The 26,965-nt window shown below is 40.4% G+C and carries 36 protein-coding genes and 1 tRNA gene; 1 reads left to right on the top strand and 36 read right to left on the bottom strand.

Translation table 11 applies throughout. The features are described 5' to 3' along the window. Positions 1 to 64 precede the first annotated feature (64 nt). The 23 genes from J6I68_RS01050 to J6I68_RS00940 all read right to left on the bottom strand — a co-directional run bounded on the left by J6I68_RS01050 (position 65) and on the right by J6I68_RS00940 (position 13,990). The gene (locus J6I68_RS01050) at positions 65 to 997 is read right to left on the bottom strand and encodes a prephenate dehydratase (protein WP_292216491.1); all 933 of its coding nucleotides are present in this window, start codon (positions 995 to 997) and stop codon (positions 65 to 67) included. Continuing rightward, positions 994 to 1,452 (bottom strand): HD domain-containing protein, encoded by a 459-nt coding sequence (locus tag J6I68_RS01045; protein ID WP_292216489.1) that lies wholly within the window; start codon positions 1,450 to 1,452, stop codon positions 994 to 996. Before J6I68_RS01045 ends, J6I68_RS01050 begins: the two co-directional genes overlap by 4 nt. 94 nt (positions 1,453 to 1,546) lie before the next feature. After that, positions 1,547 to 1,678, bottom strand: a complete 132-nt coding sequence (locus tag J6I68_RS01040) for a hypothetical protein (RefSeq protein WP_292216487.1) — start codon at positions 1,676 to 1,678, stop codon at positions 1,547 to 1,549. Between the two features lie 49 nt (positions 1,679 to 1,727). Next, positions 1,728 to 2,111, bottom strand: coding sequence for a VOC family protein (locus J6I68_RS01035; RefSeq protein ID WP_292216485.1), 384 nt, complete (start codon positions 2,109 to 2,111; stop codon positions 1,728 to 1,730). A 28-nt stretch (positions 2,112 to 2,139) separates the two neighbouring features. Next, on the bottom strand, positions 2,140 to 2,553 hold the full coding sequence (locus tag J6I68_RS01030) for an EamA family transporter (protein ID WP_292216483.1): 414 nt from the start codon (positions 2,551 to 2,553) through the stop codon (positions 2,140 to 2,142). A 94-nt stretch (positions 2,554 to 2,647) separates the two neighbouring features. After that, entirely contained in the window at positions 2,648 to 3,094 is a 447-nt protein-coding gene (locus tag J6I68_RS01025) for a GNAT family N-acetyltransferase (protein WP_292216482.1), read from the bottom strand. A gap of 26 nt (positions 3,095 to 3,120) precedes the next feature. After that, positions 3,121 to 3,315: a hypothetical protein gene (locus J6I68_RS01020; protein WP_292216481.1), complete on the bottom strand. Its 195-nt coding sequence runs from the start codon at positions 3,313 to 3,315 to the stop codon at positions 3,121 to 3,123. A 68-nt stretch (positions 3,316 to 3,383) separates the two neighbouring features. Continuing rightward, positions 3,384 to 3,794, bottom strand: coding sequence for a peptide deformylase (locus J6I68_RS01015; RefSeq protein WP_292216479.1), 411 nt, complete (start codon positions 3,792 to 3,794; stop codon positions 3,384 to 3,386). A gap of 72 nt (positions 3,795 to 3,866) precedes the next feature. Continuing rightward, positions 3,867 to 4,178, bottom strand: a complete 312-nt coding sequence (locus J6I68_RS01010) for a glutaredoxin-related protein (RefSeq protein ID WP_292216476.1) — start codon at positions 4,176 to 4,178, stop codon at positions 3,867 to 3,869. Positions 4,179 to 4,286: 108 nt separating this feature from the next. Next, a complete protein-coding gene (locus J6I68_RS01005; RefSeq protein WP_292216475.1) occupies positions 4,287 to 5,255 on the bottom strand; it encodes a DNA/RNA non-specific endonuclease in 969 nt (322 codons plus the stop codon). 1 nt (position 5,256) lies between these two features. Continuing rightward, a complete protein-coding gene (locus tag J6I68_RS01000; protein WP_292216474.1) occupies positions 5,257 to 5,424 on the bottom strand; it encodes a hypothetical protein in 168 nt (55 codons plus the stop codon). A gap of 432 nt (positions 5,425 to 5,856) precedes the next feature. Then, positions 5,857 to 6,582: a hypothetical protein gene (locus J6I68_RS00995; protein ID WP_292216472.1), complete on the bottom strand. Its 726-nt coding sequence runs from the start codon at positions 6,580 to 6,582 to the stop codon at positions 5,857 to 5,859. A 10-nt stretch (positions 6,583 to 6,592) separates the two neighbouring features. Further along, the gene (locus tag J6I68_RS00990; protein ID WP_292216471.1) at positions 6,593 to 6,844 is read right to left on the bottom strand and encodes a hypothetical protein; all 252 of its coding nucleotides are present in this window, start codon (positions 6,842 to 6,844) and stop codon (positions 6,593 to 6,595) included. A gap of 125 nt (positions 6,845 to 6,969) precedes the next feature. Further along, on the bottom strand, positions 6,970 to 7,893 hold the full coding sequence (locus J6I68_RS00985) for a reverse transcriptase domain-containing protein (RefSeq protein ID WP_292216469.1): 924 nt from the start codon (positions 7,891 to 7,893) through the stop codon (positions 6,970 to 6,972). 217 nt (positions 7,894 to 8,110) lie between these two features. Continuing rightward, positions 8,111 to 8,350 carry a hypothetical protein gene (locus tag J6I68_RS00980; protein WP_292216468.1) on the bottom strand — a complete coding sequence of 80 codons (240 nt, stop codon included), beginning with the start codon at positions 8,348 to 8,350 and terminating at the stop codon, positions 8,111 to 8,113. 58 nt (positions 8,351 to 8,408) lie between these two features. Then, positions 8,409 to 9,614: a hypothetical protein gene (locus J6I68_RS00975; RefSeq protein ID WP_292216466.1), complete on the bottom strand. Its 1,206-nt coding sequence runs from the start codon at positions 9,612 to 9,614 to the stop codon at positions 8,409 to 8,411. Between the two features lie 18 nt (positions 9,615 to 9,632). Continuing rightward, positions 9,633 to 10,286 (bottom strand): hypothetical protein, encoded by a 654-nt coding sequence (locus tag J6I68_RS00970; RefSeq protein ID WP_292216464.1) that lies wholly within the window; start codon positions 10,284 to 10,286, stop codon positions 9,633 to 9,635. Between the two features lie 296 nt (positions 10,287 to 10,582). After that, entirely contained in the window at positions 10,583 to 11,296 is a 714-nt protein-coding gene (locus J6I68_RS00965; RefSeq protein WP_292216463.1) for a metallophosphoesterase, read from the bottom strand. Beyond that, positions 11,244 to 11,462 carry a hypothetical protein gene (locus J6I68_RS00960; protein ID WP_292216462.1) on the bottom strand — a complete coding sequence of 73 codons (219 nt, stop codon included), beginning with the start codon at positions 11,460 to 11,462 and terminating at the stop codon, positions 11,244 to 11,246. Before J6I68_RS00960 ends, J6I68_RS00965 begins: the two co-directional genes overlap by 53 nt. Positions 11,463 to 12,112: 650 nt before the next feature. Beyond that, positions 12,113 to 12,628 (bottom strand): hypothetical protein, encoded by a 516-nt coding sequence (locus tag J6I68_RS00955; RefSeq protein WP_292216460.1) that lies wholly within the window; start codon positions 12,626 to 12,628, stop codon positions 12,113 to 12,115. 92 nt (positions 12,629 to 12,720) lie between these two features. Then, a complete protein-coding gene (locus tag J6I68_RS00950; protein ID WP_292216458.1) occupies positions 12,721 to 12,927 on the bottom strand; it encodes a hypothetical protein in 207 nt (68 codons plus the stop codon). Between the two features lie 10 nt (positions 12,928 to 12,937). After that, positions 12,938 to 13,576, bottom strand: coding sequence for an SIMPL domain-containing protein (locus tag J6I68_RS00945; RefSeq protein WP_292216456.1), 639 nt, complete (start codon positions 13,574 to 13,576; stop codon positions 12,938 to 12,940). Between the two features lie 42 nt (positions 13,577 to 13,618). Then, positions 13,619 to 13,990 carry a helix-turn-helix domain-containing protein gene (locus J6I68_RS00940; RefSeq protein ID WP_292216455.1) on the bottom strand — a complete coding sequence of 124 codons (372 nt, stop codon included), beginning with the start codon at positions 13,988 to 13,990 and terminating at the stop codon, positions 13,619 to 13,621. Between the two features lie 196 nt (positions 13,991 to 14,186). On the opposite strand from J6I68_RS00940, the gene J6I68_RS00935 reads away from it, so the two are divergent. Further along, entirely contained in the window at positions 14,187 to 14,942 is a 756-nt protein-coding gene (locus J6I68_RS00935) for a hypothetical protein (protein WP_292216453.1), read from the top strand. Here the strand turns inward: J6I68_RS00935 and J6I68_RS00930 are convergent. The 13 genes from J6I68_RS00930 to J6I68_RS00870 all read right to left on the bottom strand — a co-directional run bounded on the left by J6I68_RS00930 (position 14,914) and on the right by J6I68_RS00870 (position 26,520). Beyond that, a complete protein-coding gene (locus J6I68_RS00930) occupies positions 14,914 to 15,555 on the bottom strand; it encodes a PIN domain-containing protein (RefSeq protein WP_292216452.1) in 642 nt (213 codons plus the stop codon). The two genes, J6I68_RS00935 and J6I68_RS00930, sit on opposite strands and share 29 nt — an antisense overlap. Beyond that, on the bottom strand, positions 15,552 to 15,821 hold the full coding sequence (locus J6I68_RS00925) for a helix-turn-helix domain-containing protein (RefSeq protein WP_292216450.1): 270 nt from the start codon (positions 15,819 to 15,821) through the stop codon (positions 15,552 to 15,554). The genes J6I68_RS00930 and J6I68_RS00925 overlap by 4 nt, the downstream gene beginning before the upstream one ends. A gap of 339 nt (positions 15,822 to 16,160) precedes the next feature. Next, on the bottom strand, positions 16,161 to 16,985 hold the full coding sequence (locus J6I68_RS00920) for a helix-turn-helix domain-containing protein (protein ID WP_292216448.1): 825 nt from the start codon (positions 16,983 to 16,985) through the stop codon (positions 16,161 to 16,163). Between the two features lie 211 nt (positions 16,986 to 17,196). Next, entirely contained in the window at positions 17,197 to 18,054 is an 858-nt protein-coding gene (locus tag J6I68_RS00915; protein WP_292216446.1) for a TIGR02452 family protein, read from the bottom strand. 63 nt (positions 18,055 to 18,117) lie between these two features. Further along, entirely contained in the window at positions 18,118 to 18,720 is a 603-nt protein-coding gene (locus J6I68_RS00910) for a hypothetical protein (RefSeq protein WP_292216445.1), read from the bottom strand. Between the two features lie 56 nt (positions 18,721 to 18,776). Beyond that, complete coding sequence (locus J6I68_RS00905) at positions 18,777 to 20,639, bottom strand: vWA domain-containing protein (protein ID WP_292216444.1); 1,863 nt, start codon at positions 20,637 to 20,639, stop codon at positions 18,777 to 18,779. Beyond that, positions 20,623 to 21,672: an AAA family ATPase gene (locus J6I68_RS00900; protein ID WP_292216443.1), complete on the bottom strand. Its 1,050-nt coding sequence runs from the start codon at positions 21,670 to 21,672 to the stop codon at positions 20,623 to 20,625. Before J6I68_RS00900 ends, J6I68_RS00905 begins: the two co-directional genes overlap by 17 nt. Before the next feature lie 73 nt (positions 21,673 to 21,745). After that, entirely contained in the window at positions 21,746 to 22,858 is a 1,113-nt protein-coding gene (locus J6I68_RS00895) for an AAA family ATPase (RefSeq protein WP_292216442.1), read from the bottom strand. Positions 22,859 to 23,046: 188 nt separating this feature from the next. Further along, the gene (locus tag J6I68_RS00890; protein ID WP_292216440.1) at positions 23,047 to 24,321 is read right to left on the bottom strand and encodes a hypothetical protein; all 1,275 of its coding nucleotides are present in this window, start codon (positions 24,319 to 24,321) and stop codon (positions 23,047 to 23,049) included. Between the two features lie 209 nt (positions 24,322 to 24,530). Then, on the bottom strand, positions 24,531 to 25,019 hold the full coding sequence (locus J6I68_RS00885; RefSeq protein WP_292216439.1) for a hypothetical protein: 489 nt from the start codon (positions 25,017 to 25,019) through the stop codon (positions 24,531 to 24,533). A gap of 98 nt (positions 25,020 to 25,117) precedes the next feature. Next, positions 25,118 to 25,666, bottom strand: coding sequence for a hypothetical protein (locus J6I68_RS00880; RefSeq protein ID WP_292216438.1), 549 nt, complete (start codon positions 25,664 to 25,666; stop codon positions 25,118 to 25,120). 417 nt (positions 25,667 to 26,083) lie between these two features. After that, positions 26,084 to 26,156 (bottom strand) — tRNA-Met (locus J6I68_RS00875). Between the two features lie 103 nt (positions 26,157 to 26,259). Next, entirely contained in the window at positions 26,260 to 26,520 is a 261-nt protein-coding gene (locus J6I68_RS00870) for a hypothetical protein (RefSeq protein ID WP_292216436.1), read from the bottom strand. Between the last annotated feature and the right edge of the window lie 445 nt (positions 26,521 to 26,965).

The raw sequence follows: 26,965 nt of genomic DNA, 5'->3' as shown, positions 1-26,965 counted from the left end.
AAAAATCTGACTACTAATTCTTTAACACTCCTTTTCCTGTCACACTCCGCAATAGCTATCATTCTCAAAACACATTAAAGCATCCCAGGAATCTCAACTCCATTGCAGAATTATCCTCTAACTTAAGATAGTCTTCATAGCTGCAGTCAGTGCATTCCATGATGTAACTATACTCCCCAAGCTCAGTCTTTAGGGGCCTATCATGCACTGTGATCAGCGTCATATTCAGATTTTCCATGCTCTTCATAAGAGGCGCCAGATCTTTGGCTGAGCCCGATGCAATAAACGCAAGCCTCTGGGCCTTCGCAGTAAGTGGCAGATCTTTTGAAAGCACATAAAATCTGGTTTTGTTGTTACCGTTCTCCTGTATGGCAGAAGCTAAAAGCTCCAGGTGATAAACATCTGCGCATGCTGCGGAGGCTATGGCAGCAACGGTCTTATCGTCAGATTCAGAGACCATTTTAGCCCCTTCCGCAGTACTTGATACCTCGATCACTTCTGCATCAGGTATATTCTTTTCAATCCACTCTTTTCCCTGGGCAATGCCCTGTTTATGGGAAAAAACAGTCTGTATATCCTCAAGTTTCGCTCCAGGCAAGACAAGAAGATTCTGATTGATTGGAAGCTCCACTTCTCCAACCACAGAAAGAGAATCGTGCGCAATAACTATGTCAACATAGTCCGTTACAGCACCGCCAATAGTGTTCTCCTGAGGGATCACAGCATATTCAGATGCTCCTGACTCAAGCGCATCCACCGCATCGCTCACAGTTTCATAGGGCTCATAGCTTCCCTGCTTATTAAAGAAGACGCCGCAGGCTTCCTGAGTATATGTCCCTTCCGGACCAAGAAAACTTACTGTAGCCTCGCTGTAATCCTGCACTACCCGTGATTCTGCTTCAATAGTAGGCGCCGCCTTGCCACAACCTGCTGCAGAAAGCATCAACCCAAGCGTGATGATCATTATGTTTGGGGCTATCAATGGTCTATTTTTCATAGCAGCTCCTTACACAAAGCATCGTATCTCTTCTGCTCTTTTTCCTTTACAGGCTTTGAAGCATCCTTAAAGCAATGATCGATAACATCTGCATCCTTCAAGAGCTCATCCATAGGACTGTCTATAGCAGCCTTATCATCGTGATGATATATTGCTGAACAGATGATATCAGTCTCTTCAGGTGTTGTAAGCTCCAGTTTTCCAAGGATCTTTCTTGCAAGCTCTGCACCGAGATGCGCGTGGTCATCATATGATCCAGTTTTGTAAGCATGCATGTCGTGAAGCATTCCTGCCATAGCTGCAAGTTCCGGATCAAGTCCTCTCTTCTTGGCAAGGATCTGTGCTGCCAGGGACACACCATAAAGATGAGCAGTTGCACTTATTCTCTTATCTTCGTCATCAATCTTGTTTAACTTCTTATCTACATATGCTCTTAGCTCTTTTAATCTGCTCATCTGTCATTCCTCCTGACTTTCATTGTAAAAGAACTTGTCCATTACTATCTGTTTTACCACTTTACCTCAATCGCAATCAAATATCGCCTTACTCTCAAGCCTGTCGCCATAAGTAGCCTTCCACTCCCTTTAGATCCTGGGCCTTTTGGAAAAGAGCTTTAATCTCCGGAAGAAGCCTCTCTGTATCTTCTCTGTCTTTGAATTTCGCAATTATGTAGTGCTTCATGTTATTAAATCCTCCTTTTCCCAGCAAGCATCCCCATTAAAAACTCGTTTTAAACCGTAATCTCTACCTGATTCCCCTCAATCCCGACAACACAGCTCTCGTAATAGCCATCTCCCGTTGTACGAGGGCCACTGACCACTTCATAGCCATCAGCTCTTAGCCTCTCTGTAAGTTCATCCACCTTTTCTTTACTACCCACAGAAAAAGCTATATGCGCATATCCAGTCCTGTTCAGAGGCTTTTGGGCATCCACAACCTCAGGTTTTGTCATGATTTCCAGTCTTGCACCGTCTTCAAAAGAGACAAAGAAAGACCTAAAGTCTGTATTCACGTTATGATATCCATCATTCGAAACTCCGCCCAAATACTTAACAAAGAAGTCTCTCGCTTTCTCCAGATCTGTTACATACATGGCAATATGTTCAATTTTCATCAGTTAAAACCATCCTCATCAATCTTAATTACAGCACCATAAGCAAAGTTCCCGCGCCGATCAATACACATCCAATCATAGACTTCGCCGTAAACTGTTCATGTAGGAAAACAAAAGCCAGTACAAGGGTTATCACAACACTAAGCTTATCAATTGGCACAACTTTAGATGCCTCACCAACCTGCAACGCCTTGTAATAACATAACCATGATGCCCCAGTAGCAAGCCCTGACAGTATCAGAAACAGCCAGCTCTTTTTACTGATCTCTGAAATCCCACTCTGAGCGCTTGTTAAAAAGACCATACCCCACGCCATAACTACTACGACCACCGTTCTTATCGCTGTAGCCAGATTAGAATTAACTCCCTCAATTCCAATCTTCGCAAGTATTGACGTCAACGCCGCAAACACCGCAGACATCAAAGCAAATATAAACCACATACTTTAATCACCCTCCTCCATCACGTTCTTCTTACTTTTCCGTGTCTCTTTTCTCAGCCACTTTAGACATTTAACACTCACGTTTCAATTCTCCCTATATCTCCTTGACCATGCGCATGCGATTACCCTGGTCTTCATTATCTTCATATCCAAGTCTATAGTACAACTCATGCGCACGGGCATTTGATTTTTCAACGTGAAAAACAATTACTTTAATACCTATTTCTCTGACATAAGTTTCTGCCATCTCTATCAATTTTGTGCCGATGCCTTGATCCCGAAATTTAGCACTCACCGAGAGATCATCAAAGTAGATGTATCCCTCATCTCTGTATACTTGAACAGATAGAAATCCTACAATTTCTTCCTGGGATTCAGCCACAAAAATACGATCCTCATTATTGTCAAAGAACCTCTCCAAATAACCGTCTTCGTAACCATTCACATCATCTGTACGATAGATAGCTTGAAGCATTTCTTTAAATAACTCATTGATTCTTTCTATTTCAGACTTTCTCGCTTCTCTGTATCTGATATCCATCTCCGTCAGTCCTCTTTCTCATCCCCCTAGAAGCCATTGACCAGTGACGTCCACTCCGATCCAACATCCAGCCCATTCTCCGTAAGCCAGTCATCTTCAACTGACACAAGCTTCTCATTTCCTGAATCATCCACAAGAGTAACTGATACCTTTGGCTTCTGTCCTGGTTGCAACTCTTCGCAGCCGTAATCTCCATCAAATATCTGTTTAATTTTCCACATAAGTCTTAGTCCAAGTCCTCCACGTCAATCAGCTTAATCGATGTTTTACTAACCATCTGCGCAAACACTCAGATCAATATCCCCTCAAAGTGGTCCACTTCATGCTGAATTATCTGCGCCGTAAAATCCTTATACTTCCCATGCTGAGGCCTAAAATCCTGATCCAGGTAATCAACCTCAATCTCTTTGTACCTTGTGCAGGGCCTTACTCCATCAAGAGACAGGCAACTTTCCTCTGTCTGATACTCTCCACTCCGCTTCGTAATTACCGGATTGACCATAGCAAAATGGAATGGACCCATGGCTACTACGATTATCCTTTTCCGAACACCAATCATATTGGCTGCCATACCAACGCAGTGCTCCTGATTAGCCCGCAGTGTATCCAGAAGATCCTGAATAACCTGCTTGTCGGCTTCGGTCGCAGGCTCTGACTTCTGCTGCAGAAACATTGGATCTCTAACAATCTTTTTTACCATTTCTTTAACCTCTTGCTTGCATTCTTCGTTCCATCTTTACGTGTGGTATCCCATCCTCAAGGAACTCGTCAGTCAGCACCCTTTTCTTCCACTTTTATGGTCTTCTATAGAGCAGGCATCAGGTGTTCCATATTCAATAAGCCCCACAACTGCCGGGTCAAGAGTTATACTACCATCTTCCAGAACAAAGGCCGGTATGCCAACATCGCCAATTTCCTTGGAATGATCGAATACCGGATTGGTATCACGAAGTCTGGTAAAAGCCCCCATGTTTCTGATATTCTCACCTATGTTTATGTACTCAAATTCATTCTCGCGTCCTCTTATCTGCTCATGAATGTAATCGCAATATGGACATGTAGGCATTCCGTAAATTTTGATCATTGTTTTCCCTCCAATATCAAATCAAGAAGTCTTCATTTACTATCAACTAATTATATTCAAAAAAATACTCCGATGCTATATTAGGCATCGAAGTATTAGTTATAGCCCCTACGGATTACACCTCTTGCAAGGACTCTTTCCTTCACTTATCAGCTCATCCCTTGTCTTGGTGCTGTATTCCTTATTTTTCTCTTTCATATCATTAACGCTGTCACAGCTTGGATAATGGAACTTACCTGTATTCTTGTTTACCACATATGTTGTTCCTGCCGGAATACCAGAAGCATCACTTCCTGCCGAAGACCTTACTGATCCATTCCCGGAATCTCCGCCAGTTATCATAAAAGAATTTCTGTCAGCCACCACGTCTGCATCCGGTGCAAGCTTATTGCTGCCATCTGCATAATTTATCTCTATTCCAGGCTGAACGTTGTAGCAGAACACGTTAAAAGAAATACCTTTGCCCTTATCTTCTACAGAATACGCTTCAATCTGCACTCCATCACAGAGAAGATTTTTCCCGGTAAATACTGGCGTAACTCTGTACATTACATGCCTGCCGGTACTTAACACATACTCCGCCACTTGATTCTCATAAGGCAGCATACCTTCCACATTCATGTACCGAGTTCCGGTGATCAGATTCTTTTCATTGGCATTCTCGCCAGTAAGCTGATATCCGATCATGTGGCATCTGTTGTACAGATACGGGGGATCCGAATCTACAACCCCAGGATATTTGTTCTGCTTCCATCCGGTCGGTCTAACATCACCAATAGCCTGACGCTCCTCGGTAGGCATCAGATCCTGACCAATACATGCTACCGCTGCCGTACACCTCCCCAGCTTATCAAGCTCTCCATATTTTTCAAAAGAGCTTGTGGTGATCTCTTCATCCGTGAATACCGGTACGTTCTTATTAAGAGCAACAAATGCACTTTTGTTATAAGCCGGAACCTCATCCTCAGCATGACTCTTTACGCTCCAAAACAGAAAAGAAGACATACCCCAAGAAAGCACTAGCAACAAAGCAAATATTCTATTTGCAAAACCAACCTCTCTTAAATGTGTCTTCATTTCAAAACTCATCTTCCTCATCTTCATCAAATGCGCTCTCATTCGAGTCTGAAATCACGTCACTTAATATTGTATCATACAAAAAAGCTGTCTCAGCCGCATCGATCTTCCCATCGTGGTTGAGATCAAACACTGTGTTTCCATAAAGCTTATCAAATGGTCCTTCCATATCGCTATCACTCCTTAAATAATCATAACAAAAAACGAAAAGAAACACTTCTCACAATAAGAAGAAGTAGCTCTTTTTGCAAAAAAATGGGCACCATGATAGATGCCCGTGCCCTTCGGCGTACAATCAAGTACTTTTGCCCTTCGGCGTAATATCCTTCTCTTCAGCTCGGTCAATTTTTATTTTACCGTCCTGTCGGAACCGTCACAGGACATCCACGCTCGGTCAATTTTTTGTTTACCGTCCTGTCAGAACCGTCACAGGACATCTTTAGCTGACAGACAATTTTCCATCTGATAATATGATTCTAATCAACGTAGACACACTTGTCACTAAACCTCTGGTTTAAAAAACAGTTATTTATAACATTTGCCATTATCTTCCACAGAGTATACCAATAGTTAATTGACAATCAAATAGTTCTAAGATGCCTCAATATTCATCGCCAAGAAACATTTCCTCTGCTGTCTTACCAGGGAAAAACTTGCGTTCATCCTCTCTATCAGAATCACGTAGTTTAATAAAGTGCTCATTCATAGAATCAAAAACTTTCTTAACTAGTTCTTCTTTCCCATGCTTCATCAAGCCTATGATCAATTCCTCATACTCAGAATAGACTGTTAATTTTTGTCCATCTTCATATATGAGATCAATGTGAGTGTCTTTGAACAAGTGATTATCAACAAAATACTTATAACTGATATCAACAACGTTGGCCGTATCAATCCAATGATGAATCCCCCTCTGCCGTATTCTTGTATATGTATCATCCGGCGGTTGATTATCATATGCATCGTAGTCATAAGAAATGCGGAAGACTTCTTCATCGCATTCGTCATTATCATCATAGTAGTATATATTTCCTTCATAATTGGGCGCCCCAACGTATGCATGAACCCCCTTTTTTCCAACCCAAGTAAGACCAAAAAAGTCCGTCCACTCCACATGTTCCAGGCCAAACTGGTCCGCATCGCGCTCTATAGAATAAAAATCCGGGAGAAGGTCATTATTCTTATAACTATTCCCCTTACTTCTCCTAGCTCTAGTGCGCATGTATATTTCATGTTGTTCTGGTGAGCTCTTTAAATCCCAACTCCATTTATCTGGAAAATACTTTACATAGTCCTCAACATATTCTCTTATCATTTTTCTAAACATGCTCCAATCTCTATTTTTTGCAATTCTCCATGATTTCATCAAGACGCTCAGCAAAATCCAGATTTCTACACATCTCATTTTTTATTGTATCGTAAGTAATTCCAAATTCATCTGCCGCTTTCTCAAATACCTCATCATCCATAAGAATTTCTAGAATGCCATTTCTTTTCCTTTTTACACATTCATAAACAACACATGCGTGACGCACTAAGTGAACAAACTCCCATGGCGTACCCTTAAAGCTCCATTTATCTTCTACCATATAAAAATTCCTCACTTAAACAACTGATATTTCTTACTGATTGCATGCGCCACATCATCAGGTAGTGGCTTAAAACCAATACATGTAAGCGTCCTACTAATACCATTCTCATCAACCTCTTAATGTTAGGAAGTAGACTGAAACCAAGATAATAGCTCAGCTCTTCCCCTTTTCATTTCATCATTATCGGGTTCAACTGATAGAACGTAATTGATTCTGCCAAGAAGCTTCCTTGCATATGCTTCGGTACTTTCAGGTAATCCAAGTCTCTTTACATGCTCATCAATCCCAAATTTCCGGCAATAATAAAGTTCCTGCCTTATTCTCTTTTTATATCTTGCAGGCACAGCTGCCTTTTCATTGACAACAATTCCTGTAATTTCTTTGCGCTGCCCATTTCGAAGCACAATCGTTTTCTTGGAATTAAGAAAAAAGCCTTCCTTGAATAATTCTTTCTTCACAAATGCCTTTACCTCTTTCGGCTCAAACTCCCCAGAAAAGGTAAGATCATCGCAGTATCTGGTATATGTAATACCGCTTTTACCACACCAGTCGCCGACGCGATTATCAAAATCTCTAAGAATTATATTAGAAATAGCCGGAGAAGTTGGCGCTCCTTGAGGTATTGCATGATTATAAACACACAAAACCGACAGAAGTATTCTATTTGATTCCGAGTATTTCTCTGACGGAAACACTTTTTCCTTTACCATAGGATAGGTAATGTGATCGAAGAATTTACGCACATCAAGCTTCATAACCATTGATGCACCCACATGAGGGAATGCATTTGCCTTAGTACTGCCTCCGGGTCTATATGCCATGGCATAGGGTGAGATATCCTCATAAGACAGAATATTCTGTGCGATACTCTTCTGAACAGCTTTCATGAACTTATCCGGAATATGTAAGAGCCTATATTCTCCATTTGCCTTAGGGATCATAGCATCATGATAGTGCTCAGACACTGAATTACTCAGCGAATATAACGCTCTTGCAGAATAACCAAGATCTTGGCACAGGGAGGAAAGCTCTCTGTGAACAACCATATTAACTTTCCTCCATTACATACCAATGCGGAACAAAACAGTAAGAATATTGTTGCTGTGGAGCTGTAGTCTAGCACGTGAAGCGTGCATTTCACTACAGTGGAACAGCTACAATTATAATGCTACATAGTTCTTTTCCGAGTAACGACTCGCCACTCGTGCCGACGTTTGCCAGCTGCGCTAGAGTTCCGCAAATTATTATCCAATCCGGACCAAATCATAAATCATTGTCAGAATCATTTCTCGGTACCAGAAGCAGATTCCCATCATGTTCCTCTTCAATTCTGGATACGAAGTTATCTAGTCTTTTCAGAAACTCAGCTTCTTCGCAGTTCCATAATCTATCAGAGTCAGGTACAATATCCATCACCAATTGACCAAATCGCAAATCTGGATACTTTTCCCATCCTTCAGCCAGCTTATCTAAAAACGGTCTTATTCTTTTTGGATCTCTCATATCTATCGCCCTCTTTTCATATAATTACTTACGTTAAAATATACTTCAGATGGTGCCATTATAGATTCACCCTTACTTCATCTAATTTTTCCCACTCTGTTGCCTGTATGAGTTTATCTACAATCCCTTGATCCTCTATTTGTAAAAGAGATATCTCATCCCGGGCAAAATGACCTGCTATGGTGTTTCCATGTCTTGATGGTTCTACTTCTTCTACAACTGCCAAATAATCCTTCTCCAAAAGCCTATCAGTCAATGTTTTGAAGTCTCTTAGGTCTACAGCATAGCCTGCTCTTTTAAGTGCAAGAAAGGCTCTGACAATTTCGGTGCTCTTATCTGCTGAATCCCCTGCGACTACAAGTTTACATCTATCTGATCCAATTTCCGGATCAACATATAGCGACAGCGAATAACAATATTTACGGATGATATCCCAAGGATGTCCGCCATAGTACTCATAAGAGTAATATGGTTCTTTATGTCTTATCCAACCTGCAAACGCTGTCGAATCATCAAGTGGCAAAGCGTAAAGCCCATCATCTCGGCCATCAGAAGCTGCATAGTACCATTCCTTCGGTGTTATGCCTCCGTATCTTGTTCTCTCTTCTTCGCTATCAGCCCAACCATTAAATCCAGTGGCATCTACGTTTTCTATACCAAGTTCTCTATAAACTACTGCACAAGCTTCATAAAATCTTCTTGCAGTCATTGAATCCTCATATGTTCCAGCAGTTCCCTTGCAATCTAGTAGTTCCTCAATCTCATTCTTAGTTAACCCGCTTAAGTACTTTTCTCGAGCCAAAGGGACAATGCTGTAGTAATCCTTCCTGCAAATCACACCTCTTCTCTTGTAATATGGAACCTTTGATATGTACGAGTCATACTCATCATTTTGTGCCATGGTAATGACTTTTGAAACACACTCCATTAGCCAGTCGAGCATTTCCGTTACATCCAAGGTGTCTCCCTCGCTACGTTTGCTGTCATAAGACAACATCTGCACTCCATCAATTTCGATGTCGTAAAAAACATCCCCAACATCGTAGCAATCACCACGAAATACAATGTTTATCCACTCTCCCTCTGGTTGATCACTTGGAACATTAATCCATATGGACCTTCTGGTGCTATTTCCGGACCTTGCTATTTGGTTAGTCAGGTCCATAAGCTTAATCATTCTTATATAGCTTGGGTCATCAAGTCTATATTTTGTTATGCCAAAATCATCCATCCAGTTGTAAATTGTTATTAGATTAATCTGCATTTCTTCTACTTCCCTGACCTATGCTGATTCCCTTCTCAGTTGTAAATCTCTTAATACCATTCTTGCTAGCGCCGGATACATATGTCCCCATGTAAGGTCTATCTCAATGAGCACCTTACTCCTGCATTCAATCCTATATCCAACAAGTGGAGTCTTATCACCTGCAATCAGGAGATATTCTCCTTTGCCTGCTAATATGAACTCTCTGGCCTTATCTATTGCGACATCTTTCCCATAGAATCCACCAACATATCTCATCTGCCAATTTCCATTCCGGTAAAAGAGATATGAATGAAACACTTCAATCTCATCAAAAAACTGGAGCATCTTGCCCAGATCCGAATTGATGCTTGAACTGCTTACAGTCAGCAAATTTCCAGTTGTTTGCTTAACATCTAGCCCCTGAGTTTCAAGATACTTCCTTGTCTTCTTATCTCTTTTCTTATGGTTCCTGTAGTGGTCCCTACCAGCCCAATATGGATTTTCGAGGTTCTTTTCAAAAAACTTGCAGTTCTTCTGTATGCATTCATGTTGCTTGACCATCCCTTTAGAAAGAGCGCCTTTATGTTTGATATTGTGACAATAAGCTATCGTGCCCTTCTTATCTGGCTGGCCTGTCATATACTTTTTTTTCGACGTATACGGCGATATAGCACCCCAATTTGTTGGCATAGGCGTCTCCTTTCCTCTGAGTTATTTGCCTCCACGATTCCATTATCCATTTTTGGTGTACTATAAGATGGTCAGCAAAAAATAGCCTTGACCCTATATATCTATTCTAAAATGATGAGGCCCTAAGCATTTCTATATTTTCTCCAAATATTTCACCGGAACAGCCTTTGTTAACCACACACCGTTTTCTGACAAAAAGAACTCTATTCTATCCTGAGACATAAGACCGCTTTTTATCTTATATACAACCGGATTTCCATGCTTCTGCTATCTTGTCCCAAAAAGGCCTTATTCTCTCAGGATTCCTCATACTTAGCTTCCTCAAGCTTTCTTGTAATAGTATCTATGATGTACAGTTTCTGATTACCATAAGCTGTTCCATCTGAATAGGTTGAAAAGAGATCCAGCGTCAGCGTCCCACAAGCGTCAAGTGGTTCCTCAACAGGAGTATGTCCTACTACCTGGTAAAAGAGGTCATCTCTGAACATCCTTATGAAAGCATGCTGCGGTCTTACCCATATTGGAGAACTGTTCCTCCATAAATCCTGCATCCCCATACGATTGACCTTAGCAAGAATATCCTCAATTTCTTTCATATGATATCCACATCCATGTAAAACAAAAGTCTCAGCAAGTCCCGCATGGCTAAATAGCACATCATCTATCTTGTGAATAAACTTATATCGATCTTCCAGTGTTCTCTCTAGCTTAGTAATGCCTTCAATTACAGTTTCTCTTGCAACTACAGAGTACCCTGATTCCATTGCATCCCACAGATATGAAACATCATGATTACCATAGCACCAGAGGGACTCATTGTGCTCTGCACCAAACGCATCCGCCCTATCCAATGTCTCCCTATACAATTCAAGATTATTTCCCTGTCCCCAATCATCAACCAGATCACCAAGAACCACAATGTCATCATATGAACTCTTATCAACTTTATCTGCCTTATCAAAAATCCAGGGTTTTAAATGCACATCTGGAATTACTAATACTCTGCTCAAGCCTTTTCCCTCTTTTAAAAACAATCTTCTGTTTTAGTTCCTGGCACTTACGTTCCAATTCATCACGATCCAGCTTTTCTGCGGAACGTATTTCATCAATAATCTTACTTGCTAAATCATCAGGAATATCACAATATATCCTTCCACCAAGGTTCAAATCTGCCACAATCATCCCCCTCAAGCTCTTCGTATTTCTTGCACAAATCCATAATTTCGCGTATTTTCCCATGTATCCGGATTATCCTTTATAAAACCTAATATCTTAGAATTCATTAGCACGACTCCCTAAACTCAAATCAACATATACTTAATTCAATCGTACTATTCTATGCCACGCCTGTCATTTAACTGCTAGTTGAAAGCATCAATCCCATAGATGCCAAAACCATTTGGCTTTCAGAAACCAATAATCAATGGACCATATATCCCTATCACAATATCCGTACTTGGCACGCTGATATATGTATTTAATATTCATTCTCCAGCGATACAACTTGTCCTATACGCTTTCTCTTTTAAAGTCCTTTTTAAACCAACATGAAGCACCTGTCTTCTTAATCTTTTCCATCTTTTTTTCCATAAAAAACAAAAAAGAGGCATGTGAAACCGAACTTCCATGCCCCGCGTACCATAAAGTACAAGTTTTCTGCAAACAGATGTAAAAAATGCTCATACGCATCATCACCAATTGTAGCCGCAACTATAAACAATAATTCAATAAAGAATAACTGATAACCAAGAACCACAACTTTAAACATGTATTCTCACTTAACACTCATCCTGTTATTTGTTAACACCTGCTGCACGGAAAAGGTTTTACACCTCAACATCAAATTCAAAGGTCTGATTGAACTTATCAAGAGTGATCTGCATTTCTGCAATCTCTCCATCGATTCGTTCATATTCCTTGTTAACAGTTTCAAGGTCGTAATTGATGTACTGATACTCAGGAGCTGTCTTCCTTGACGTAAAATATCCAGCACTCACTCTTGTCTTTTCCTGGCGCTTACGCATGGCATCAAGAATGCTCTTTCTCTTGTTGAGCTGAGCCATTTTAACAAGTACCGCATCAATGGTCATAGCAACGCCGCCAACCTTAACAGTACTAGTAACGTTTGTAACATTGATAGCGTGCTTTATCTTTACGATCTTTGCATCTATCTCTGCAATCTTAGTAGAAACATCCAAATAGTCATAATCTGGAACAACAGGCTCTTCATCAAGGGAAGCTACGTACACCTGACCCTCCTGTTCCTTGTTGAGGTAAAAATCCTTGTCATCATTGAGCCTTCTCAAAACCTTATTTGCATATGCTGATGTCATCTTTGCCATAACAATACCCTCCATAATCAACACTTTCTTGATCTGATAGTAAGATTTTATCTGCTGTAGAGACGTTTGTCGCTAAACCTGTGGTTCAGTAATTAAAGCAATTGATTCTTTTCAATTAACCACTCCTTAACCCTATGCAAAGATACATCTTCTCCATCTTTTACCCACTTCTCTACTTGAAGAATGCATTTTTCTATCTGTCTTGGTGCTAAAATTCTGATGCGGTCATATGGCTTAACCCAACAGCACTCTGAAAAAGCTCTATTCGCTTTTTCAAATTCTTCCTTAGCTTTACTCATATTTTTCCCCTTAAGCAATCTCCCATGTAGTATAAATAAACTCAGATAATGTCGTGTTCGATGCAGATAACTCGTCTGAATATTCGTATGGTATTTCATCCTGTGCACAAACACACCCCACGAAAAATCCTCCTCCAAAATCATCTTTTTCTGTTTTTGGCGCTGTTTTATCTGCAGAAACTAGCCCTATTACCCTTTGTCCTATGGCATCTGCCATTGTCTCAGCTTTTTTCTTTGCATCCTTAAGCGCCTCTGTTAGAAGCTCATTCTTTATGTCTTCCTCATTTGACAGCGAAAAATCAACCTTGAAGCCTATTTGATATTCCATGTTATTTATAATGTCACGAAGGTCATTTATAAGCTTCATATTAAACTCGGAAGCGATTTCCAACGTGCGATCCGCCCTGTATCTTTGCTCATCATCTCTGTTGCTATAATAATCACGCTCAACACTATCTCTTTTTATTGCGATTTTTGAAATATCAAAGCCATCCCCCTTTAGCACCTTCAAGAATTCCTCACATTCCTTCATGGATTTCTCTGAAGCTGCTGTCGGCAACATTTCTACTGAATGAAAATTGATTTCAACTTTCATACGATCATAATCCACAGTCCTTGCTGCATTTCCTCTTACTTCTATTTTTCCCATGATGCTCCCTCCTAATACGCTGACCTCCACTGAGGTATTGAATCATTGCCTATACAACCATTCTAAAGACGTCAACCGCAAATTACATTCACCGTGTAGTTGAAAAAAGGACCTGGCACATAAACGCCAAGTCCTTCCAAATTCCTCGTATAAAGGAAGAAGAGGACTTTCGTCCTCTCCTGTCATGTTATGAATAAGAATGTCATCAATATGGCATCCAAACAATATGCTAAGTCTTACAAGATTGTCAGCGTTTGGTAAACACTGACCGTGCTGCCATTTATAAATGGCCTGCTCAGATTCAAGTCCCAGAGCATTTGCAAGATCAAATACTCTCATGTGTTTCTCTTTACGAAGCTGCTTGATCCGATCACCAGTCGCCTGCATGTCTACAAACACATCAAAAATATCCATGGTCGCCTCCTTCTACAAAAAAGAATCATCAACGCCATCCCGCTCGCATATATTACCATAATATGAGCAGGAAAAAAATATACCTGTGGTTTACTTTTTCTCAACATTCACATATAAGCGAAAGAAATGTCTGATATAATAGCTATTGGAAACATAATCAAACATCAGGCCACTTCTCGCCGGGAGATTACACTTTATGTACAATTCCATCACCCCACTTTCAATAGATGAAATCAAAGCCCAGATCATCAGCAACAACGCCAAGATATCTGAACTTCTCACCGAAAACGAAACTCTTTGCAGACAAATGGGATTAGAGCCACCTGCTACAAATTACGCGCCAAGCGTAAAAAAGCGAATCCATTTCCCATCTAAATACATAAGAACAAAAGAATTTTATGTCCGTAAATACAAACTTCAGTATTTCTTTTCCAACAATGAAGTAGTCAGCAATGTAGCCTATAGTCTGCAAATGTCAGATCTATACAACTACATTCTGAACCGTTTCTATGTATTTGGTTCTCTCGAGACAATGATCTATAAAGCTGCCATCATAAACTATGTCTGCATAATCGAATCACTGATTGGACAGGTTTATGATGATATGCACGCATATTGCGGATCATGCCCCGATCATGACCATTGTGAATTCTTCATGCCCAAAGTAAAAGCCTTCGCCCAAAAGCTTGATGCAATAGAAAGTAAAGGAATACTCAACCTTTCTTCCGAACAATTCCAGCAAATCAGACAAGCTTATCACCTCCGTAACCACATGCATATCTATTCCGCAGCAAAAGAGAACGAATATAAAACCAAATCATTCGACAGAAAGCTCCACAATAGCATTATTGTAGTTATGAAAGGCATAACAGAAACGCTTTTCTGGGATATGCTTCCTGCCACAAAAGAATGCTACATAAATCTCATGATGCCAAGTCAACAATTTCCTTGATCTCAAGAAATTTCTTTTTTATGCTTGAATAAAAGGCCTGACCAGGAGCCTGTCCTAGAGTTCTGGTGCAATACAAATAAAAATCTGCTTTCGTAGGATAATTCTTAATCCCGTCGATAACCATTTGTAAGACATCAGGCGTTGGTACTATGCCAATGCTTGTTCTAATAAGGCTCGCAACTTTCACAATGGCGCGTGAGTCTATACCATACTCCGTCATCTCTTTGTCTGCTTCACTGAATTTTATTACTTTATCTTCAAGATCTTTCTCGCCAATATATGCTTTGATTTTTACTGACATTCCTAAGTTCTTAGCCATGTTCAGTATTGCTCTAAATCCCTGATCACGAGTAATTATGTAATAATCTCTGTTCTTCTTCATGTGATAAAAAAGATATCCTACAAGCTGGAAATCCATCGCATTGAGCGTTCCTACTTCAGCCTTAATAAACTCTATCTTTGCCTTGCACTTATTTAATGTGTCAATGGAAATAGAATCAGCTTTAACACTGTAGAATACTATGACTCTGTCAGATCTAGAGAGAGCTTCCGCTCCCTCTAGACCCTCCTTGTGAACATTCTCGTAGTCGATCAAATAAACTCTAGATTTCATGGCCTTTTCTTAACCTCATAAAGCACCTCATTGGTGACGTAAATTTCATCTAATGTAACTCCAAGGATATACGCAAGTATTATGACATTATCCACTGAAGGAACACTGCTCCCCTTCCCTCTTGCTGTGGCATACCACTTATACACGCTCTGAACAGAATCCAGATTGAGTATATCTCGGATATCCTTGGGCTTAAGCCCCTTTTCTTCCATGAGTCGCTTAAGATTGGCGCATGTGGCCTGACAATTAATAACTCTAATAGGCATTATCTCCCTCCCTTTACGGTAAACAAACGTAGCCATTGGCATAATACATGCCAAAAGCACCCAACAAGTTCCATATATTGTTGTTAAACTGGGAAAAATACCTGAAATGAATTTTTTAAGAACACCATTAAACTGTACGGTGATTGCAAAAAAAAGTGCAAAATGGTATCTTATGGATATGAAGTGAACTCGGACAGGGTTCAAAAATACTTCATATTGGTCAGATGTTGACGCATCTGATTCATTTCAGGAGAGACGTTTTGACGAACGTCTCTCTTTTATTTTTCCGGGCCATAGGCTTTCACTAAGCATCACCCCTTTCAAAAGATTCAGTTTCTGTTAAACCAACAGAATTTCCGAGCTATGATCTCCTTCAAAATAATTTGATAAATAGCGCTCTGCTATCACCTTCTGTTCGAACTCATCCACCAATATTACCGACAACTCTCCTCTGTAAGCGATTTGATAAGCCCTTCTTGCCAAAAAATCAAATGCATCCTTAGTATTTACTACAATAGATCCTTTTGTTGTCTTAGAGTTTTGATATGCAAGAGCATTCGCTAATGTAAGCTGTACACTTATAGGTGTAAACCTTCGTGTCTCTGAAAAATATCTTATTTCAAACCACCACTGTGTAATTGGAGCCTTCTCAATATCGAGAATAACATCCGGTACTCTTGATCTAATGCCTCCATCATAAGCTCTATTATTACTGAAATATATATTGTTCTGCACCATCGATGAAAGAATAATCCCTGTTACCCGTCTCTCGTATTCGAGATAGTCTAATCTTCCCCTATTGCCAGCCATGCTAATTCCTTTATGGTTTATCGTGACAATTGGCTGATTATTATTGTCAGAATAGGATTCTTCTACCATCTGCTCAGCTAAAATGCTGGCCGTTTCAGACACGGCTTCCTTATCCTGATATCCAGCAGCCACCATCATATCCTCATACGTAACACCATTCTGAGGATTGGCAAGCCCTGTAGATAACTTCTTGATTGTCTTTGAACTTGGTATGTACTCTCCTCGCTCAGCCTTATATATTGTCATATAGCTAACGTTTGCAAGTTGAGCATACTCTCTTAGGCTTCTATTGCCTCGTGCAGATCTAACAATATCAGCAAACTCTTGATTATTAATCTGATCATTATTAGCCATTGTAACACCTGTTATATTAAATTATATGTATCCGTGAAATTTACTAGTTAATCAGCATGAGCAATTACTTCAATTTTACTTATTTTACCACATTTCAAGAAATATTCAACCCCCAATGTACAAACAGGTGTTTGTTAAATTATTTTAACAAACACCTGCTATTCTTTGCTCTACTAATCACTTCTTTTATTAGCATTTCAATGCTATCACTTTATTTCTTTTCCTGTGCGAACAACTTCAGCGTCCTTTCAAACACCTTATAATTCCTATCATCCCTTGGGCCACAGTAAACCGCATACTCGATTACCTTAAAGGCATGCAAATAATCTTTAATCACATTCTTAGCTGCCAAAGCTACAACCTCTGGCTTGTTCTGGAATGCTCCGCAGCCGAAGGCACCAAGGATTACCGCTTCAGCACCATTATTAGCAGCTACTTCAAGAATTCTCCTAAGTCTCTTTTCATGAAGCGCAAGCAGCTCATTGTCATTGAGCTTAGCCTGCTTGTTGCCATCACCCGGATTAAAATAATTTGTTGGGTTAGGTTTGAGATTCGGCGCAGCGCAGGTTATAACATCAACCTTATACCATTCATTTTCTGGCATTACCTGCGGATACGCCGTATCAGTCTTAAACACTACTACATCTGGCGTATAGATAATATCGTCGTTATGGATTGGATCGTGAGCTGCACGATGTGGGTTATAAAACCCATACCACATTTCCTTTACATCAAGATTAAAATACAGCGTTGAACATCTGCACAAACACTCCTCCTGAGCTGTTGATCCGCGAACTACTCCACCGCCCGGGTTTGATGCAGAAGCAAAGTTATGAACTGCCACCTTCATATCTTTATACGCACTTGCTGCTTCATAGGACCTCTTTTTTGAAATGACAACCTTTGCCTGTTCCTCATATCTATTCTTATCAGCTTCAGGAATCTGATCCTTTTCCAAAATCAGCTTCTGTGCAGAATTTGACGCCGCAATTGCTTCACTGAGTTTTTTATTCTCCTTGCAGAGCAGCTGTGCATTTTCAAAAATAATAACGTTTTCGTCTCTTCCCATTTTCAATCTCCTTTTTGTGCAACACCCATTTCATCCATTTTTCCCACTTGGGCAAAATGGTCATCAATACTTATTCTGCTTGCTCAAACACTTTTCTCTAAGCCTCTCATTGTCAGAATGGTACTTATCCATCTCTTCCAAAACCACTGACTTAAAATGCTCAAAGAATTTCTCCAGGTTTTCTTCTTCAGTCCCTGTATAATTCTTCACTTGTCTATGCAGTGCATTTACGCTTACCTTATAAAGAATCGCCTTTGATATCCTTGGATCTCCATAACGTGCGACTCCCACAGCATAGGCATAAACAATCTCAAAGGACTGCTCCAGTCCAATAGCCATCTTAAAGAATCTGCGATCCTCAAGACCTAGTATCATCAGAGCAGCTTCCTCAAACTGTTTATTCTTAATGCCATCCTCAGTTAATGGCCGTAAATTTTCCTCATCATACTCCGCACCTGGTCCATCTAAAAAGTCTCCGAGAAGAAGCTGCTGTCCGCACGAGCATTTCACTGTTATTGCAAGTCCAAGACCTGTGGGTATAAATGTATAAGAAAATCTTCCTCCCTCCATTCCCATAGGGCAGTTCTTATGCTGTCGCTCAAATCTCTTTAGCTTCTTAGCATCAGCACCATTTATCTCAAAAATGATCTTTTCTTTAGTAGTCATAGTATCTCCTACTACCTTATTGTACTCATAAGGTGTACTATTTATCGCCCTTTAAATTACATGTAGAAAACTTCACCTCTAGCCCTGAACGGAAGCCTTCCTCCGGTGGGAAGTATATAGGCATGTTCACGCTTAATATCCAGGTGATCCTCGATCCATCCATCAGTAATGATCAGTATTGGTCCGTCCTTAGGAAAGTCCTTTGCTCTCTGCAAAAGATCTACGGCAGGTTGGATTCTTGTTCCTCCTCGGCCAACAACCTTGACCTTTCCTGCGATTTCATCCGGAGTCATGTAGCCACCATCGTAAGCATCCGCATCGCAAAAAATCACTCTGGCAGCCATTACGTCTCTTGCTGCAGCGTAGCTTGATACAGCCCCCAGCGCTTTTCCAATATCTTCAGCATTCATTGATCCTGAGGTATCAATGATCACTCCAAAAGTTCTGGCTGCATTATCTGTCTCTGTGATCACATAGCTTGCTCTTGGAATATCCGGAGTACTACTCTGTCTCCTACTGGGATGAGCATAGCTTCTATGTTTTTCAAGCGGCCTTATATGTGCATTGAACCACTCTGATAACTTAACATCCCAAGGCACAGGTGGTACCGCAAGCGCCCTTATCTCCTGCACAAGCCCTGCAGGAATATAGCCTCTGCCCCTTCTTGCCAATTCATATTCAAGCCCTTGATTAAGAGCATTCCTATAGAACTCATCTAAAGAAACGCCCCTTCCCTGCCCTCCAAAGGAGGCTGGAGCTCTTTTTCCCATGATATCGCCCTGACCGTTTCCTCTGAAGGTATTAAGCTTCATGTAGGTTCTCATATCCAGAATGATCTCATCATAGATTTCTTCTGCAGACATATTTTTGAGCTTAGGATCATATAAGACGCCTTCTGGCATTGATCCCACTTTCATATCTACAAGCCAGCCATTGATAACGTAGTCCGTTGCAATATTCCAAAGATAATGGTCCCTACCTGCAGCTCTTGTATGATGTAAAAGAGCTGCATGCATGAATTCATGCGCCATAACAAAGCGCCACTCCTCATCAGACATGCTCTTTGATGTATTGATATAGATAATTCCCTCATAGGCGTCAACAGCTGCAGTACTGATGTCATATTTTCTACATTCATTTATATCTTCCACTATCTTGAAGGACGATGCGATAGCTCCTAAGAGTGGAAACGTATTTATAAACCAGCTGGCAATTCTTTTTCCAAAAGAGTTATCATCCTCATGATCAGCCACATAATCAATTGCATTGGAAACCGACTTAGCCAGATAATAAGCAAAATCACTGGCAAATTCATTCTGTTCCTGAACTCCCCATCGGTCCTTTTTGTACACCAAGGGCTTGTCCAATCCGACCATGTCCATGGAATCCAGCGCACCTACTCCGTATATGTTGTTATCCTCATTCCAGTTTTCCCTGATAAGATAGTCATATATCTTTTGTTCATCCTCCATGATACTGAAGGGTATAACTCCGACAGGAGACTGATTAAGCGGCTCGCCAAGTCTGATATCATGAAGAAATCTATCAACATATATGTCACAGGCTATATTCCAAAGCTTTTTGTTGAAGTTCACCCTCTTTATCTTTTTTCCGGTTTCATCAACCTCGAAATACCCGGGAACCTTATCCTCATCATAATGTCCAAAGCAATTATGCAAAATGCAGTGGGCTATAGCATATGCCCACTGCTTAGGTGAAAGACTTATATTCTTGTTAACCAGAATTAGTCCATTAGAATTAGAGATTGCAGGAGTTTTCTTTCCAAGCTCATTCTTTCCTGCAATTCTAAGATTAAATAGAATCAGATGCTTAAATACATCGTGTTCATCAAGAATTGCAATTCCTTGATTAAGCCGGATGAGATTTGGATCTTCTTTTTCTTTACGCTGTTTTCCCATCTTTTTTCTTATCCTGTGATGCAAGGCGTGGCAAATCCCTTACTATCTCAACCATGAACCACTCAGGAAGGATCTTGCCATCATCTGCAGATACCACCATCTGTGCAAGCTCATAGTTAAGCTGTGCCAGCTCCTTCAAAAGAGCTTTCGCCCTATGAGCAAAATACTGATTTTTCTTGTCTATCTCCGACTTCTGCGTAGGCAGATCATGAAGAAGTCTTGCTCGGAAGGACTGAGCGAGGAAGTACAGTACATCTCTATCCTCAGGTTTATCAGGCCACTTGGCTTCACCTTTGATAATATCTTCAAGCAAATACTTGTTATCGAGCTGCTTAACAAATGCTGCAAACATCCCAGCATGGCTCGCACTTACACTTCCGTAAGCAAGCATTCTGATCGTCTCGATTGGAATCTCTTTATCTCCAGCGCCAAACTCCTTCAGCGCATCGCTGAGCATGTGCCAGGATCTTGGCGTAGAAAAGGGTTCCTCGGTTTTGGGTGGATCAGAGAAAAGATGATCTGGCCTCTGACTGATATAATCAGTTATCCAGCTATGAATACCGCTCTCATAAGCCCATGAAAGCCAGCTCTTAACATCAGGCTTGAGCTGAACATGGAACATCCTATTGATCAGCGCACTAGACATGGTCTTTACAATGGCGGAGTCCTGGGCTCTGTTTCCTGCACCGATAACTACACTGCCCTCAGGAAGGTGATACTCACCAATCCTTCTCTCATATATAAGACTATAAAATGCCTTCTGCACTTCCTGCGTACATGCATTAAGCTCATCCAGGAAAAGAACGTATGGCTCCTTTCTAGCAATCATCTTAGGCGGAAGAAACTCCGAAGTTTCTCCTCTTATCTGTGGAATTCCAATAATATCCTCCGGCGCAAGCTGAGAGCCCAAAAGCGAAACACACTCAAGGCCAACCTCCATGGCAAACTTCTCAACCAAGGCAGACTTTCCTATTCCGGGAGCTCCCCAAATAAACACCGGTCTTGCAGGCGCAATGTTGAGTAGAATTTCCAATAAATCTTCTTGATTAACTGTAATAGGCAAATTCATAAAGCGTTATTCTCCTTAGCGAATTATCGCGTTTAGCTTAAACAGCATAATGAAGTCTATTCTCATTTACTCTATTTATCACTATTTTCTTGACTCCACGGTTTCTCAAGCCGTCTACCTTCTTTTTGCTTTCGTCATAATCAAGATCGTAATCGTCGTATCCAAGTACCACATCTTCATCTTCCAGATAAAGTTCACGTGTACCTGCGTTGTACTTTATATCACAAGGACAGAACGAAATACTTCCAGCATATCCGCCACCCACTTCGTAAAGTGAGAATTCTTCTGTTTCTTTACTGAATGAATCCATCGATACTTTTTTGTTTATCAAAGTCGATCCATCCTTGAACAGAACAAGCAATTGAAACTTCTCTCTTTCTATATTTACAATATTTAGATCTTTAATAGCTTCTGAAAACTCCAGACCATTATTTATTTCAAAAGCTATTGCACGAAGACAATCGTAGTTAAGCGCAACCCTTTTAGAAAAATCAACCACCTTGTCAACTTCAGAAGAAGCGTCTATTCTAATAGCATCTCTAAGGTATTTCCTGATATCCTCTTCATTTGGATAATCAAATCGAAAATGATAATGAAATCTTCCAGGTCTGTTAACTAAAAAATCGTTAAGTCCTCTTAGCTCATTGCATGTTATTACAAATAGTTTCTTCCCTGAAGCTACTCCGTCGAATAAAGACAGCAAGCTATTTTGAGCCTCTGCGCCGTGTTCTTTTTCAGAAAAAGTCTTATCAAACTCGTCAAACAGCACCATTATTTCCTGTTGAATACTATCCAAGAAAGCCCCTATTCCTTCTTTATAGGCATCAACAATAATAACTGGGATATCCTTCTCTATTGCTTTCACGCCCAATAGCCTAGAAAACAGCGACTTTCCGATTCCCTTATCACCACTTAGTATTACGCCAAGGCTTCTCTTAAAAACCGCAAATGAATCCAGCACTTTATCAGCCTTCTGCGTATGAATTCCATATATCTTAGTATCTGTTATCTTGAATTCGGAATATTTTTCAAGAAAGAATCCTTGTTTCTCAACAAATCTAACCACATAATAATCAGCGGGAAGCTTATCGTAACTTTTTAAATCATCTGGATATATATCAAATTTGGATCCAGTACTTATAACCTTCATAAAAACGCATCTCCTTGATTTCTGTATTTCATGAAAAAAGTATAAGTCTATGGAAAGCCAGTTGTCTCTATACCTGCGGTTGAAAAAAGCTCCTGGGATTATTTCCCAAGAGCTCAGACTCTGTCTACAGCCTAAAACCTACCGAATTCGGTAGGTTTAAAATTCGGATTCTCATGCTTCTTGGTTATCTAAACCTCACCAAATGAAAAGTGCGCATTATACCTTTCCATGAGTTCGTTGTATCTTGACATGCTGTCTAAACTATTTCTCATTGCCTTTTCCGCACATACCGTACATACTACACTGCCAAGTGTCCCTATCGGCGAATACTCAAATTGATAGCTGTAGTTAGGACCATTTAAGAGTTTCTTAGTGATTTCTTTAGTCTTGGGAGGTTTGTGATACTTTTCAGCATGCTTTTTCTCCCATTTTTCAATCTGTTCCCATTGATCATCATCCGGAGCAAAGCCTCTTGACAATTTCTTATATGCAGCTTTCACTTTATCCTCAGCCTGCTGAATCTCAGAATCTTTGTTCCATTCACGTACTCTTTCCCATGCTTCTTCACGCTGTTTTTCTATATGCTCAACATACGATAAAAGATCCTCTACATCGCCCTCAAGGTTTCTGTACATGATTGCTCTTGTTGGTTTCTTTGCCATACCATCACCATCTTTAGTCACGCCTCTACCATCTCCATCGCCTAGCATTTCTTTTTCCATGTCAAAAAATCTATGTCCGCTTTCTGTGCTCACTTCATCAGCAGTCCAGATCACACCACCATCTGGTATCTCTTTTAAAACACTGCCTGGTTCTCTTGCATATCGTTTGGGGTTATGTTCAGCAAGCCACTCAACAAATTCTGAATGCTCAAGGTCTCCCTCGAAAACTCTATAATAGAGCTTAGACATAACCGGATTCACAGAAGCTGTGATTATACGAGACACACCTTCAGATTCCGCTCGATATACCAGTGTTGGATGGTGAAGCATAGACATAATGCCTTTCCTCGGCTCCTCATAGTACGCTTCAAGAATCTTCCAGTCCGTTTCAAGTACCCGAAGTGTGTCCCCCGGCTTGAGTGCTACAAGCTTATCAAAGCGGCCTCCGGCCGTCTCGCATCCAAGTTTGTCAGCGCACATCTTCTCATACTCTCTCTTACGCTGATAGCCATCCTCAATATTCTCAAGTTCTTCCGGATCCATGCGCTTCGCATCGCCTTTTAAGAACACTCCCACATATTGCCCCTTTTTGATCCCGATACTAAGATCTGTTTCAGCATGGCACTCTGGGCATTCATAGGTAAATTCATAGAAATAGCTCCTGTTTCCTCTATCCACGTAATCACCCAGCTTAAAATCTTCAAGAAGGCACTCAAAGTCCTTGGTCTGCTCTTCAAATTCCACTTCTTTACCACAGTGTAAACAGGTATAAGTTCCCCAAAATGTATCGTACATTCCCATATGTTAGTTCTCTCTCATTTTCATATTAGTTTTGATCCACATGAATACATGATTACAATATGGACACTCAACTTATCTATAGTTGTATAATCTTTTATTCATGAAAAAAGTATAAGTCTAGGAAATATTTGCTGTCAGTAAACTCGTAGTTGAAAAAAGCTCTTGGGGTTGTTTCCCAAGAGCTCAGGCACGAATAAAAATCACAATTATCAGCTCATTACAGATATGTAATCAGCATCCGGTGTCAATGCTATCATCTTTTTTAGCAGGTCTATCACCTTAATCAAATTACTTACTTCCATACTGCAGCTCGAACTATCATAATCTGTTATAAGCCTTTCGTAATAGTCAATTACATCTCTTATCTCTTCATAGGTAAAAAAGTTTGGTTCAAGAATTTCTCTTTCAAGGCCTGTCAAATATCTTCCACCATCACTAAATGCCGTAGTATACCTTTTGGCATTTACCTTTAGTTCAGGATCAAAAAACTTCAAAAAGCCTTCCTCTAAAGCTTTCATAAAGAAATCTGATTCAACGGATATCTCCATCCCAACTTCGTGAACACATTTATCCGTAATTCTTTCCTCAACATCAACATTGACGGGTTGTATCCATACAGCTGCCCCGTAGTCATGTCCAACCAATACTTTATTTTGTTCCGAAAAGCTATTGCAATAATGCATATTATCACTTGTCATAACTTATCCTTTTCAACTATTCGCACCTTTCTATCTGCCGCAAAACTACTAGCTAACTCACTTAATCTCATGTTCATCTCTTTTTAACCTCATTATGTTTAAATCTCATCAGAATGCATTTTCATAGCTCCGCGAATCAAAAAGTACAAACACGAAAACCACATATCTTCATCATCTGAATCATCTAACATCCTTTCAAAAATGGCATAAATAACATGTCTAAATCCCGGTGCAGCAATGAACATGAACCAAGCGCCACCCACGCGTGTATATTCTGCCATTTCAGCAATTAGCAAGTTTAGCTTCTCAGTTTCATAGTCTTTACATCTATCTAACATCTTGCCAAAATGTTCTGGCGAATTATCACTTTCTTCTCCGAAAGCATCGTAGCTATCGAATTTTTCCTTAGTATACCCGTTTGCGTTTATATCTATTAACTCTTTCATGATTTTTACACAGGTTCGTATAATTCCTCTCATTTCATCATCTGTGTATGCACACCGAAACTTAATATCCTGAATAGAAACCTCATAGCAACAGCCATCCTCGATTTCTTCTTCAGTAGCGTAGTCTTCCTGTAAACGACTAAGTATCGCATCTGTGTAGCTGTCATCTTTCAATAGATCAAATTCTGCTATTTTTAACACTTTGACACCTCTCTTCCTCAATCTTCTTGAATTTGTGTTGTTGACACTTATGGTAAAGCACGTTCTATCTTCTGTCATTCACCGCGTAGTTGAAAGGCGACAAAAGGCCCTGCATTTCTGCAAGGCCTTTTGCCGCTTAGCATATCAGAGGTACACTTTATGATAAAATTCTGAAATGATTATTATATTGCCTACAACACAGCCATGAGGATAACTTCAGCCCAACCGGTTTAGCGCCCTAACCTTTACCATGGATTTCAACATATCTCTATGTCTAAATCACGTTCGCAGTTTCCAATTGATGATTAAAGGAATTACAATTGACCGGTGATAGTTCACGGCTAAACCAAAACGCAAAACAGTTGATGATGTTGGCTGTTTACTATACAGCCTCCGTATTATCCACCCATCATCGGGATTCAGAAGCAGGATTCGAACCTGCGTATACAAGAGTATGAGTCTCGCGTGCTTTCCGCTGCACCATTCTGAACTCTTCCAATATTTGCCGTATTGGTATTTGTAACGTAACCCTGTTACAGGGAAACCGGGTTTGAAGTTTTCGTGTTGCAGGCAATTATTCATCTATCGGCTGCTCAGACCTCAATAAAGGTTGTTGCATTGGATACCTTGATCTGAGTGTCAAGCTCAGTGAGAAGTGTATCCCTCTTTTCCTGAAGCTTTGCTACCTTTCTCAAAACATCGAGCGGATCCACCAGTTCAGTGGTATTCTCTTTCACATAAACTTCAACTACCTCAAGTGGTTTATCATCCTTAACCTTGGAATCCTTGCCAAGAATAGAAAGCCTCATACTCTCAGCAGTACTCTGAAGCTGTTGATTTTTCGTTGCAGCCAAGGCCACTCTCGTATGGAAGTCATCCCTCATCTTATCCAGAAGCACAGACTCAAAATCCGCATTTCCGTCATATGATCCTGCCCCGCGTAGTCTGCTTCTAAGGGAGATAGCTCCTGCTACGGTAAAAGAGCCATAGGAGGTGTTGATAGTTGTGTTGGCATTAGATGCAACAATAGCAGCATCAATCCTCTGGAATCTGTCAATCAGATCCTGAATCTGCTGATATGCACTTTCAGCATCCTTAGCAAATGCCTCACGTGATATCCGTGCATCAAGAACCTTCTCCTCGTTAGGCTTGATTGTATCGTAAGCGCTAAATTATTAGGCGGATAGCTGCCGCCACTAAACAAGTTCATAATGGATTCGAATAACGTACATTTTACTATGTTTAAAGTCGAATGATGAACATTTCACTACGACTTGGAAGGAGCTGCTATGTCGAATC

The organism is Butyrivibrio sp. (assembly GCF_017940685.1).
Classification (GTDB): domain Bacteria; phylum Bacillota; class Clostridia; order Lachnospirales; family Lachnospiraceae; genus Butyrivibrio.
Note: the sequence above shows the minus strand (reverse complement) of the source record. Positions and strands in the feature narration are given on the sequence as shown.